The 12,610-nt window shown below is 52.3% G+C and carries 8 protein-coding genes; 4 read left to right on the forward strand and 4 right to left on the reverse strand.

The window, feature by feature from the left end:
* Positions 1-36: 36 nt before the first annotated feature.
* Positions 37-2,547 carry a CoA transferase gene (locus KDK13_RS03505; protein ID WP_257283507.1) on the forward strand — a complete coding sequence of 837 codons (2,511 nt, stop codon included), beginning with the start codon at positions 37-39 and terminating at the stop codon, positions 2,545-2,547.
* A gap of 35 nt (positions 2,548-2,582) precedes the next feature.
* Here KDK13_RS03505 and KDK13_RS03510 read toward each other — a convergent pair whose 3' ends face one another.
* The 3 genes from KDK13_RS03510 to KDK13_RS03520 form a co-directional block, all read right to left on the reverse strand.
* Complete coding sequence (locus KDK13_RS03510; protein WP_257283508.1) at positions 2,583-5,153, reverse strand: ankyrin repeat domain-containing protein; 2,571 nt, start codon at positions 5,151-5,153, stop codon at positions 2,583-2,585.
* Positions 5,154-5,252: 99 nt separating this feature from the next.
* Positions 5,253-6,980, reverse strand: coding sequence for a hypothetical protein (locus KDK13_RS03515; protein ID WP_257283509.1), 1,728 nt, complete (start codon positions 6,978-6,980; stop codon positions 5,253-5,255).
* A gap of 157 nt (positions 6,981-7,137) precedes the next feature.
* Positions 7,138-7,728 carry a hypothetical protein gene (locus tag KDK13_RS03520; protein WP_257283510.1) on the reverse strand — a complete coding sequence of 197 codons (591 nt, stop codon included), beginning with the start codon at positions 7,726-7,728 and terminating at the stop codon, positions 7,138-7,140.
* A 140-nt stretch (positions 7,729-7,868) separates the two neighbouring features.
* Between KDK13_RS03520 and KDK13_RS03525 the strand changes: the two genes are divergently transcribed.
* On the forward strand, positions 7,869-8,942 hold the full coding sequence (locus KDK13_RS03525; protein ID WP_257283511.1) for an ankyrin repeat domain-containing protein: 1,074 nt from the start codon (positions 7,869-7,871) through the stop codon (positions 8,940-8,942).
* 15 nt (positions 8,943-8,957) lie between these two features.
* On the opposite strand, the gene KDK13_RS03530 is transcribed toward KDK13_RS03525, so the two are convergent.
* Positions 8,958-10,067: a S1C family serine protease gene (locus KDK13_RS03530; protein ID WP_257283513.1), complete on the reverse strand. Its 1,110-nt coding sequence runs from the start codon at positions 10,065-10,067 to the stop codon at positions 8,958-8,960.
* Positions 10,068-10,159: 92 nt separating this feature from the next.
* Here KDK13_RS03530 and KDK13_RS03535 point away from each other — a divergent pair, with 92 nt between their 5' ends.
* A complete protein-coding gene (locus KDK13_RS03535; protein ID WP_306670989.1) occupies positions 10,160-10,948 on the forward strand; it encodes a Nif3-like dinuclear metal center hexameric protein in 789 nt (262 codons plus the stop codon).
* Positions 10,949-11,127: 179 nt separating this feature from the next.
* On the forward strand, positions 11,128-12,444 hold the full coding sequence (locus KDK13_RS03540) for an anaerobic C4-dicarboxylate transporter family protein (RefSeq protein WP_257283514.1): 1,317 nt from the start codon (positions 11,128-11,130) through the stop codon (positions 12,442-12,444).
* Positions 12,445-12,610 lie beyond the last annotated feature (166 nt).

Raw genomic sequence — 12,610 nt, forward strand, 5'->3', positions numbered from 1 at the left:
GATTAAATAGTTAAATAGAGTGAGAAAAAGTTGGCTATGAAAACAGATTTACCATTAATCGGTGTTCGGGTTATCGATTTTGGCCAGCAAATAGCCGGGCCTGCCGTCGCCATGATCCTGGCTGACCTTGGGGCAACGGTGATTCATATTGATCCCCCAACAGGACCCCAGTGGCAGAGTCCTGCCAATGCTATTTTGAATCGGAACAAAACCACGGTAAATATTGATCTGAAATCAGATGCGGGCCTGGCACAGGCATTAACCTTGATTAATCACGCCGATATCGTGTTAGAAAGTTTCCGGCCCGGTGTCTTGAAGCGTCTGGGGATTGATTTCCAACAGTTGCGTCAGGAACGTCCCGAGCTGATCACTATTTCAATGCCGGGCTATGCCAGTAATGATCAATTGCGCAGCCAATGGAAAGCAACCGAGGCTATTGTTGCCGCTAACTCTGGTGCCTTTACCGATATGGGCTTTAACCGGGTGTTGATGGGCGTGGATCCCAGCTTTTCTCCTTTGGCACTGTGCTCAGCCTATGCGACCACGCTGGCTGCCAGCTCGGTGGTGATGGCACTGTTCGCCCGGGAAAAACTCGGTGTCGGTGATCATATTGAAGTGCCGATTGTCGCTGCCTTAATGGAAGGGTTATCGTACAACTCCATCGTCATCGAAGATTTGCCCGAACGTTATCTGACCATGCGGGAGCATGAAATTAACCATCGCAGGGAAAACAATCTGCCGATGGATGTCAGCTACGAAGATTTACAAGAGTACCTGGACCCCTTTTATCGCACTTACGAATGCAGGGACGGCCGCTTTTTCTACGTCGTTTGTCCATCCCATCGCAATCACGCCAAACGCTGTTTACAGGTGACGGGCTTATATGAAGAGTTGTTGGCCGAAGGCTTGCCTGATGTGAGCAATCTGCATCTGCCTATTGATGAGTGGGATGACGAAACCTCCATTGGCGTTTATCCACTGCCGAAGAAATGGGCTGATATTATCGCCGCCAAAATGAAGCGGGTGTTTTTAACCAAAACCTCGGAAGAGTGGGGCGTTATCTTTGGTGAAGGGCAAATTCCGGGGGCACCCCATCGCACCACTCAGGAATGGGTCAACAGTGAACACTGTGCGCAAGCGGGATTGATCGTTGAAGTGGACGATCCTGAATATGGCGTGATGAAACAGCCGGGACCTATAGTCTGGCTGGAAGAATCCGCTGAACAGATGTTAAAGCCAAGGGCCAGGGTCACGGTTGGCTTTGAGTCGGCATTGGCTGAGCTTGCCGGTGCAGGTGCTGAACAGCAAGCAACGCCCCGGCCCACTGGCGCGGATGTGGCAAAGGACAACCGCCAGGCCTGGCTGGCAGGTGTTAAAGTACTTGATTTAACCAATGTCATTGCCGGTCCCCATTCTGCCGCCTTTTTAAGTCGTTTCGGTGCCGAAGTGATCAAACTGGATCCCGTTACACCATTGTATGATCCACTGATTGGCACCGTGTATAGTTTTCAAGCCAATATTGGCAAAAAGAGTGTTTTAGTTGATATCAACACTGAACCGGGGCGGACTATTTTTCACCAGTTAATCCGATCCGTTGACCTGGTGTTAATTAATGCCCCCGAGCGCCAGTTGCTGCCTTTGGGCCTGGACGAGGCCAGCTTGCAGGCCATTAACCCGGGGGTATTATTCTGTCGATTGGATTGCCTGGGAGGGCCAACCCGCGGACCGAAAACAGACTACATAGGTTACGATGATATTATTCAGGCAAACAGTGGCATTATGAGTCGTTTTGGTGGGCCGCAAACCCCGGAAGAACATGCACACCTGGGGACCCTGGATGTGAATTGTGGTTTTGCCGGCGGTCTGGGGATGGCATTATGCCTTTATTACAAAATACGCACCGGGCGGCACTGCCGGGCGCACACGTCGTTATCTGCTGCCACTAATCTGGCACAAATTAACTTTGCCTATGATTATCCGGGTCGTGCCCCGTTTAATGAAGCATCCGGCCGGGAAGCCCTGGGCAACCACGAGTTATCGCATTTTTACCCAACGAAAGACGGCAATTTATTTATTGATGCCAACGAGCAGGAGTTGATTAAGCTTGAACGGGTTCCGGGCCTTGTCGGCATTAGTGAAGTAGACGACAAGAAGGCCTTTTTGACGGAAGTTCTCGGCAAAGACAGTGCCGATCATTGGGCACAGGCGCTGCGGGCACAGGATATTGCTGCGGTGCGCTCAGTGGGAATTGCAGAGCTTCGGGAGCGTTATACTCGTCCTGCCGATGGCAAAATGGGGATTGATCTTGGCAGTTATGCTTTTTCCAGCTACCACGATCATCCCAGTGGACACGCAGTGACCATTGTTGATCACTACTCAATCCGGCCTTCACGGGCACAAATTATTGCGCAGCCACCTACCGAGCGGTTTGGCCATTCGACCACTGAGATTATTGCCGGTCTTGGTTATACCAATGAACAAATTGCCACCCTACTAAACGACAATGTTATCGGTACTGGCTGGGGGAAAGAGTACTTGCCGAGTTAACTGTAATTCCTGGGGTAGCCATCCTCTCTATTTCGTTAAAGAGTCAGTGGGTTGGACACGAATTTCGTCAAGGAAGCTGGCAAGAACAGGCGTTTAGATTTCATTGACAGCGGTTTTGCCCGGGTTTTTTTCAGAGTCATCCGTGGCCGAATCAGGGTTTTACGAATACAGTTCCGGGCATAAATCTTCAGCGGCATGGGTTCAAAGGGCTTACGCAGGGCATCAACAGGTGCGCCTTTAGCAACGGCAGCCTCCAGGGCAGTCTGGCATGACTGGTTGCGAATATTGGGATTGGCACCATGAGCCAGCAGCATGTCAACACAGGTTGGGTTGCTTTTCTCTATCGCCAGATGCAGTGGGGTGTCGCCCTGTTTGCTTACCTTGTTGGGATTGGCTCCGTAAGCAAGGAGCATATCCAGAATATCTATTCTTTGCCCACGTAATGCCTCATACAGTGCGCTGCTCCGCCCGATTTCGTCGAGGTTGTCGCCAGGCGTATCAGGATTGGCACCATGAGCCAGCAAGTCGTCGACCATGTTGGTGCGTCCTCTGGAGACTGCATGGTCCAGCGGGGTACGACCATCATTATCAGGAATATTGGGATTAGCACCTTCGTCCAGCAGGATGTTAACAGCCGGAAGTACGTTACTAATGACGGCATTGCACAGCGGGGTGCGTCCCATACTATTACAGGCATTAATATCGACACCGTGATCCAGCAGACACTTCAGGAGCATGACGCTCTGTTGGTCTACTTGCCATGTGGCCCAGTGCAGCGCCGTCCAATGATTGTGGTCATGGGCCTGGGGATCAGCTCCGTGGTCCAGCAAGGCCTTGCAGATTCGATAATTGCTATTTTTGGCAGCCATAAGCAGAGGTATGTACTGTTCATGAGTCGACGGATCGATAGTGGTGATATTGGGGTCAATCCCCCTGTTCAGCAAGGTCTTGAGGAGGTTGCTGTATTGGTAATTGATCCAATAGAGCGGGTGATAGCCTTGCTGGTCGCAGAGATTGGGGTTAATCCCCCGCTCCTCCAGCAAGTTCAGCAGCTTGTTCACGGCTTTCTCGTCACCTCTCCTGGTTGCTGCTGCCAGTTTATTGCCCAACTTAACCAAATCGAGATCAGACGTCGATGGTTGTATGCTTCCGCTGTCCGGAAAAGTCACTGCAGGTGCTGAAATATTTTCTGTGCGGCTAACGGGTTGCGGGTGAGAAGGAACTGCCTGTGGGAGGGAACTTCCGGCGGTTTCCTCCGGATTGGCCGTGTCATTCCGGGGAGATAAATATTGTCTGATGCTTGAGTTCATTTCGTTAAGAGTCAGTGGGTTGGACACAAATTTTGTCAAAGGAACTGACAGCGACAGGTTTTTAGATGCTATTGACAGCGGTTTTGCCCGGGTTTTTTTCGGGGTCATCTGTGGCCGCATCAGGGTTGCACGAATGCAGCTGCGGGCACAAATCTTCAGCGACACGGGTTTATAGGGCTTACGCAGGGCATCAATGATGCAGGGAGGTGACGCTTCGGCAGCGGCAACCTCCAGGGCGGTCTGGCCTGACGGGTTTGCAATATTGGGATTGGTACCATGGGCCAGCAGCATGTCCACACAGGTTGAGTTGCTTTTATCTATCGCCAGATGCAGCGGGACATCGCCCTGTTTGTTTGCCTTGTTGGGATTGGCACCGTAAGCCAGGAGCATAGCCACAATGTCGTCTGTGTGATGCTGACTTAATGCCATACAAAGGGCGTTGCTACACCCGCTGCTGTCGATGTCGCCGGGGGTATCAGGATTGGCACCGTGAGCCAGCAAGTCGTCGACCATGTTGGGGCGCCACCAGTCAAAGACGGCATGGTCCAGCGCGGTCATACCCTGATTATCAGGAATGTTGGGATCGGCACCTTCACCCAGCAGGATGTTAACGGCCGGAAGATTGTTACGAAGGACGGCATTGCACAGCGGGGTGCGGCCCATACGATTGCGGGCATTAATATCCACGCCGTGATCCAGCAGGCACTTCAGGAGCATGATGCTTTGTATCTTGTAGTCCAGTGTGGCCCAGTGCAGGGCCGTCCAATCAGCGCCGTCACGGGCTTGCGGATCAGCCCCGTATTCCAGCAAGACTTTGCTGGCCTCATAACTGCCACTGCCGGCGGCACAATGTAGAGGTATGTTCTTTTTTCTGTTCCATAGATCAATGTTGCAGAGATTGGGGTTCGTCCCCCTGTCCAGCAGGGTCTTGAGAATTCTGCCAGCCCTGCCCATGGCACTGGCCCAATAGAGCGGGTAGAGGCCTTGCCGGTCACAGAGATTGGGGTCAATTCCCAGATGCTGCGCCAGGTTCAGCAGGTTGTTGACGGCTGGCAGGTTTTGCTGCCTGATTGCCTCGGCCAGTTGATTGCCCAGGCCACGCAAATCGACATCAGACATCAGTGGGGGTAAGCTCCCGTTGCCCGGGCAAGCCACCGCCCGTGCGGAAATATTTTCTGCGCTGGCAACGGGTTGCCGGAGAGAAGGTGCTGGCTGTGCGTGGCCACCCTCGGCCGTTTCTTCCGGATTGGCCGTGTCATCCCGGGGCAATAAACATTGGCTGATGCTTGAGTTCATTTTTATCCGTTGATCCGTTGCTGGAAAAGCCCAAAAGAGAAGTTGATACCTGTTTTTTTCAGCGTGTAATCACTTATGAGCCAAGTATCGGGGTAGAGGCTAGTTGAAAAGGCTTGTTGTGCAATCCTGTTGCTTGTGTTTTGTTGTCGCGACAGCCTCCAGGTAATACAGCGGATCAGCAACGCGTTTCAAGGCAAAAAAACCATGCCCCTTGTCATAAAAAGCTTTTCTTACTTTGCTATTGGCCAGGCCGCCCAACTCAGAAAAGATATGGCCAAAACCGGAGCATCCGGAACGCAGGCGTTTACAGGTTTCGGCATCGTTTTTTTGCTCCGGGTTCTGATGGTGTAGCTGAACCAGCATCTCCTGTAACCTGCCACTGAGGATACGCTGCCCTATGGGCTGTGCCAGGTAACAGGCCATGGCTCTGGATACCCAATCCAGGGCAAAATGCAGCATGTCCCATTTTGGATTATTTTTAGGATCCAGATTGTCACCGGCCAGGATAACAGCGTCCATCTGCACGGGGAAAATACACTGGCGCAGGTAGAACCAGGCCGCATCTTCACACACACGCCCGTAGACCCGACCCTGATGCAGCCACCGTTCTATACACAATTTCTCGTTGACAAGATCACCGTTGTTCCGATGGGCATTAATTTCCCGGATAAATCGTTGCACCATCAAATCGCTGTCGCTGAAGCGCCCTTCCCTTGGCATAAACAGCTGTCGTCCTGCCGTTGCCCTGGTCACCTTCTCCGGTGGCATCGAAGGTGATACAGGCGCACGCTGGTCAGCCAGTGTCGCTACCGGGGACTTACCCGGACTCTCGCTATCGGCAGAATCTGATCGTACAGGCTCATTAGCCACCGGCAGCGAAAGGCTCTGCCCAGTCTCCAGTGTCTGCCCTGTGATCTGGCTCTGCCGATTCGGGGGTGCCACACTCGGGCTGGCTTCCACCCTGCTGTACTGATGAGACTTTCTCTTTTTTTTCCGTTTCGCTCTGCCACCCTCGACGACAACCGCTGCTTTGACAGCGTCTTTTTCTGTTTTTTCTGCTTTTTCTGCCGTGCTGGCAGGAATATTTAACTCACAGATTTCAATTAATGAGTCCAGCCTGTTCCTGAGGGACTCTGGTAAATCGGGCAAGCGACGCAGCTGTTGATACAGTTCCAGGGACTTTTCAAACCGGCCAAAACCCAGGTTAATGTCACCGGCATCCTTGAGCATCAGTGGGGACCAGCCATAATCTACCGCATTGACCAGATAAACGAGGGCGAGCAGCGGTTTTTTTTCAAATGCTGTGGAACAAAGGTACATCAAGCCTTTGGTCAACTTCGTCAGCCCGCAGGTAAATTGTGAGCCTTGCACCCCAGGTTGTTGCTCGTAGTACATGTATAGTTTTCTTCTCGTGGTGCCCCTGCCTACATCCCTGTACATCCCGCCGAGCATATTATCCAATTTATTCAATTCACTTTTGGATGCCCGTAATTTCTCCCCTGATTTCAGGAACGCCTGCTTCAGGTAGCCATGGTTATACCGGTTGCGATGTGTTTGAAGTTGCTGCCTGCCACCGACCTTTCGGGAAAGAATGATGTCGCTCCAGTCCACACTCAAAATGAGCCTCAGGCCTTCCGGAAAATCGTCAAATAATTTGCCCTGGAACCTCAGGTTGTTATTCATGATATGCGTACCCAGATCCAGCATAAATAGATCCAGCGGCGTTATTATTTCAAGACAGTGTTGGCGCTGGCTTGCATTCAGCCTAAGGTGGGTTGTGAATGCATCTCGCAGTTCCTGGGCAAAGACCCGTTCCAACATGATCATCTCAGTGCTCCTGTTCAGGAACGGGAGCAGCAGGCGCGGAATAAGGAAAGGGGATACCAGCAGCAGCGAATCGGTATTACAACTCAGTTTAACCAGCAGCCAGGCGGCGGGAAAGAATTCGGTCTCGTGGACCAACTGATAAAGCTCCTGCACCTGGTCATAATCCATTGCAGGGGGGGGGCTGTCTGGAAATTGCCAGATATAGCTCAACTGTCCTGAGATAAAGGTCGAGAAAATCCGTATCAATTGTCTGGAACTTGGCCAGGACCGGGTTGCTGTCATCTGGCACGCCTGAGTATTGAAAAGCCAGAAATGCTGAAAACAGATAATTGCACCGCTGACCATTGCTGATCAGGGGAGAAAGCTGTTTTTCTTCATCACAAATGGCTTTGTAGATATTTTGCATCAACGTGCTGCTATCGAAGGGATGATGCGTACCAAAGGCGGACATCACCGAGACGACCTTATCATGGCAGGGGTGGGGGCTTGCCTTTTCGTCGTTGACAGGATTCCCCATGAACAGCCCGGGGCAATAGTAGGTGACAACGGTGGCAGAGGGACCGGGAACAACATCAGGCAGCCAATGGACATCTTCGGACCAGAACCCAGAACAGGCCAGTGACAAGTCCTTAACCTCTGCCACGGTTCGTCCGCACATGGCGGCAGAAGCTTCATCCCGGGCCGCCGGACTGGCGGTAACAGTGCTGTTAACATCAAGGGACTGCAAACTCCATGACAGTGAATCCAAAATACCCTCCTGTGCAGGCAGTGATCAGGGACGCTGACCAGCAATAGTCTTTCCCCAGGGAAACAGCTTCCTTGATCCATGGGTATAGCTACGATGTAAGACCGACTAATTGGTGATTAAGTTCAACAGTGGAGAGATATATGAACCCACCAGCCATCAATGACCTGCTGCTTGATGCCGCCTGGCATGGCGATTATGACGCAGTCAAAGCCCTGCTGGACCGGGGAGCAGACCCGAAAACCCGTGACAGCGGTCACTTTACGGCCCTGCATTTTGCCACCAGGAACAACAATGAACAGACCGTCCTGCTCCTGAACTGCCTCCTGAATCATGGTGCAGATCTCAATGCGTTAACGGCATTGAACCGTACCCCCCTGCAATGTGCCGTTATCTGTGGCAATCTTCCGGCGATAAACACCCTGTTGGAGCACGGCGCTGACCCCGATCTTCCTGACCAGTTCGGTTTTACCCCACTCAATAAAGCGGTGGCACAAGGGGATCGCATAATAGTCAACAAGTTGCTGGCTCACAGTGCCAACCCCGACAAGTTTGGCGTCCGAACCTTAAACCCGATTTACAAGGCACTATTTAAACAACAGACCGATATCGTTCATACACTGCTGGCCCACGGTGCCAATCCCGATCCCGACCTGTGCAACACCTCTGGTCGAACCATGTTGAATTGTCTGGTGGAAAATCTGCGCCCTGTTGCTGAAGTCTGGCTGCTGCTGGCTAACGGCGCGGATCCCAATACTTGCAGCAATTCTGGCCAGACCTCGCTGAATTTTGTGGTAAACAGAGAAGATGGCTGCGCTGTCCAGCTGCTCAGGCTCTTACTGGCTAACGGCGCTGACCCCAATGCCCGGGGTGAAGATGGCGATACCCCGCTGCATGTGGCGGTAGCGAATGACAGCCCGGAATTTGTCAGGATTCTGGTGGACAATGGTGCCGATCCCGGTGTTCGTAACCAGCTGGGCTGGACAGCTCTGAAGAGTGCTGAAGCTGGAGGAGCCGCCCCCGAAATCATCGACTCCCTGCGCAATCATATACCCGTTTATCAACCCGGATCGCTGAAAGCCTGTGCCCGAACCTGTATTCGTCAACGTCTGGTGCAAAATCGGACATTGTTGGCAGATGTGCTGTCAACAGACTCTGACTGTCTGCCACTGAAGGATTCCTTAAAAGCGTTTGTCTACAAACCGCTGACGATTTAACGGATATTTTTCAATTCAGTTAACAATGGTCGGCCTCGTCGTTGCCTGTGCGGTTAACTCAATCGCTTCGCCATCCCTCAACACCTGCATGGTCATCTGTTGTCCGGGGGGAATACGGGCCACCATATTCATCACCTTGCGGCCATCTCGTGTGCCCTGGCCATTGATACCGGTAAGAATATCGCCACGTCGCAGGCCCGCCCGGTCGGCAGGGCCATCCTCGTAAACCCCGGTAATCAAAATCCCCACTTTCGTGCTGACACCATAGGCTTCTGCCAGTGTCGAACTCAGTGGTTGGGACTCAATACCCAGCCAGCCCCGAATGACCCGGCCATATTTAATGATGGAGTCCATAACAAAGCGGGCCATATTGGACGGAATCACAAAGCCAACCCCTTCACTGCCACCACTGCGGGAAAACAACAGCGTGCTGATGCCGATCAGGTCACCATAGGCATTGACCAGGGCACCACCGGAATTGCCGATATTGATGGCGGCATCCGTTTGGATAAAGTCTTCATAGGTGTTCAGTTGCAGGTCATTGCGGCCGGTAGCGCTGATGATGCCCATGGTCACTGTCTGTCCCAGCCCGAACGGGTTGCCAATGGCCAGCACCACATCGCCAATTTCTGCGCTGGCTGAATCCACCAGGTCCAGATACGGTAAATCCTTCAGGTTGACTTTCAGCACGGCGAGATCACTTTCCGGGTCGGTGCCGATGATTCTGGCTTTGACTTCCCGGCCATCGCGCAGGGTAATCATCAGCTTCGCCGCATTCTGAATGACATGGTGGTTGGTCAGGATATAACCTTCAGGATCAACAATAACGCCGGAACCTTCAGGGGTGTTGCGGGTATTGGTTCTCTGGGGCAGTGGCAGGTTGCTGTCGCCACGCTGTGACAGACTGTTGGTGGAGATACTGACTACAGCCGGCGCTGCCTTTATCACGGCGTCACTGTAGGAAACCTGCCCGGTGAAATTGAAAGCCCTGGTGGATTGTTCAATGAGGCGGTTGCGGGATTTTTCTGAAATGCCGCCAAGCTCTGGCTTGATCAGCAACACCGTGATCGCGGTGAACAGCCCGATCAGAATGGGTAAGCCAACCGACTTAAGCAGTTTTTTCATTCGTAGCCCATGGCAATTGCAGTTATGTGATTATAATGAGGTCATCAAAATACGATTATTAATATACAGCGATGTATGGGTGGAGAGAACCGATGGTGCCGACATCACAGGATATGACACTAAAAGAAATGGTGGCATTACTGGATCAGGAGTTACAGCCTGGCCAGTTCAAAGATTATTGTCCCAATGGTATTCAAGTCGATGCCAGCCCGGCAGCGGACTCCCCGATAAAGAAGATCGTCACCGGGGTTACCGCCTGTCAGGCGCTGATTGACCGGGCCATTGAACTGAAGGCGGATGCCATCCTGGTGCATCACGGCTATTTCTGGCGTGGGGAAGACGCAGTGATTACCGGCAGCAAACGTCGGCGCATTGAAACGCTGCTGGCGAACCATATCAGCCTGGTTGCCTATCATTTACCACTGGATGCCCACCCGGTATTTGGCAATAACGCGGAGCTTGCCCGCTTGATGGGTTGGGATGTCGTGGGTGGCATGGAGCCAGGTGCCAGATTGCCGGTAGGTAACTGGGGCACAACAGGGCGAAAATTGTCGCTGGATGACTTGAGCCGGGAAATTTCCTGCAAGCTGGGACGAGATCCACTGGTCATTGCCGGTGGCGACCACGCCATCAAAACCATCGCCTGGTGTACCGGGGCAGCGCAAAGCATGATTGATAAAGCCCTGAACCTGGGAGTGGACGCTTACGTCAGTGGTGAGATTTCCGAATCAACGGTGCATTTTGCCAGGGAAAATGGCATTCATTATATCAGCGCCGGTCATCATGCTACCGAGCGTTATGGTGTTCAGGCACTGGCTCGCTGGTTGCATGGTGAAACGGGTATTGACCATGAGTTTGTCGATATAGACTCGCCGGTATAGTTTTCTTTGATTAATTATTTAAACGCGGTTGAAAGTGTTGCTGTAAATCAATCTGTATAAAAAATATCTCTCGTACACTTGCCCCACTTTTTCCTCTGCCTCCTAAGGGACTTCCCAACGCAGTGAGGCAGTTTTGTCTTGTCGTTTTGGACAGCACTTGTGTGTTGTTTGGGGGTATTATGATCTGGCTGCAGTTGGCCGTCGTGATTCTGTGCATCCTGGTGGGTGCACGTATCGGGGGAATAGGTCTTGGTTTGATGGGTGGTGTTGGTCTTGCCATTCTCTCCTTTGTTTTCGGTATTCAGCCGACGTCTCCACCTATTGACGTTATGCTGATGATTCTGGCAGTGGTATCAGCGGCCGCCTGTATGCAGGCTGCCGGTGGTATGGATTACCTGGTACAGGTGGCTGAACGTATTCTCAGAAAAAATCCAAAGCGTATTACTTTTATTGCGCCGGCGGTCACTTACTTCTTCACCATGTTTGCCGGTACGGGTCACGTCGCTTACTCCGTGTTGCCGGTTATTGCTGAAGTTGCCCGTCGTACCGGTGTGCGCCCGGAGCGCCCTCTGTCCATGGCGGTCATCGCCTCTCAGGTAGGTATTGTTGCCAGCCCGATTGCGGCGGCCACCGTTGCCATGCTGACTATTATGTCCACCAAGTATGACATTACCCTGGGACAGATTTTGGGCATATCCATTCCGGCAACCATGGTTGGCCTGTTCCTGGCTGCACTGGTGACCAATATGCTGGGTAAAGAGCTGAAGGATGACCCTGAATATCAGCGTCGTATGCAAGACCCTGAGTTTCGTCGCAAGATGGAAGAAACCACCACGGTTTCTGCAGTTGAACTGAAGCCCGGGGCGAAAATCTCCGTTCTGCTGTTCCTGTTTGGTGCCGTTCTGGTGGTTCTGATGGGGGCAGTTCCCGGGTTACGTCCTCAGTTCAATGGTTCTGCCATGTCCATGGCGCACACCATTGAAATCATTATGCTGGCAGTATCGGCACTGATTGTCTGGCTGGGTAAAGCGGATGTTGCTGAAGCCAGCCGTGGTGATGTATTCCTCGCGGGTATGCGGGCAATTATTGCTATCTTCGGTATTGCCTGGCTGGGCGACAGCTTTTTCGGTGCCCACGATGCGCTGCTCAAAGGCAGTATCTCTGACCTGGTACAAAGTGCTCCATGGGCATTTGCCATCGCACTGTTTGTTCTGTCGGTGATGGTTAACAGCCAGGGTGCGACCACGTCGACACTGATGCCTCTGGGTGTGGCTCTCGGTTTGCCAGTAGGGTCCCTGGTTGCCATGTTCCCGGCGGTTAACGGTTACTTCTTTGTACCCAACTACGGTCCGATCATTGCCGCTATCGACTTTGACAGTACTGGCACAACCCGTATTGGCAAGTACGTGTTTAACCACAGCTTTATGCTGCCAGGCCTGATGTCGATTGTGTTCTCGGTGATGGCCGGTTTTGTTTTCAGCAGCATTGTGCTTTAAAGACTGTGCTGTAAAGACAATGGCACAATAATCCACTCCGATATAGGTTGGTTCGCATGCGAACTGACTTGCGGCCCTGAGAGTTTAGCGTGTAGCTGATGGGCTATAACCGCTGAACTCAGGGCGCATCCGTAAGCGATATATTTATATATAAAAACAATATAGA

The sequence above is a fragment of the Endozoicomonas sp. SESOKO1 genome (assembly GCF_024606265.1).
Lineage (GTDB): Bacteria > Pseudomonadota > Gammaproteobacteria > Pseudomonadales > Endozoicomonadaceae > Endozoicomonas.

Excerpts from the sequence above, each read along its gene's own strand:
- KDK13_RS03525 (WP_257283511.1), top strand. The coding sequence starts at position 7,869 with ATGAACCCACCAGCCATCAATGACCTGCTGCTTGATGCCGCCTGGCAT.
- KDK13_RS03535 (WP_306670989.1), top strand. The coding sequence starts at position 10,160 with ATGGTGCCGACATCACAGGATATGACACTAAAAGAAATGGTGGCATTA.
- KDK13_RS03540 (WP_257283514.1), top strand. The coding sequence starts at position 11,128 with ATGATCTGGCTGCAGTTGGCCGTCGTGATTCTGTGCATCCTGGTGGGT.
- KDK13_RS03510 (WP_257283508.1), bottom strand. The coding sequence starts at position 5,153 with ATGAACTCAAGCATCAGCCAATGTTTATTGCCCCGGGATGACACGGCC.
- KDK13_RS03505 (WP_257283507.1), top strand. The coding sequence starts at position 37 with ATGAAAACAGATTTACCATTAATCGGTGTTCGGGTTATCGATTTTGGC.
- KDK13_RS03530 (WP_257283513.1), bottom strand. The coding sequence starts at position 10,067 with ATGAAAAAACTGCTTAAGTCGGTTGGCTTACCCATTCTGATCGGGCTG.
- KDK13_RS03515 (WP_257283509.1), bottom strand. The coding sequence starts at position 6,980 with ATGATCATGTTGGAACGGGTCTTTGCCCAGGAACTGCGAGATGCATTC.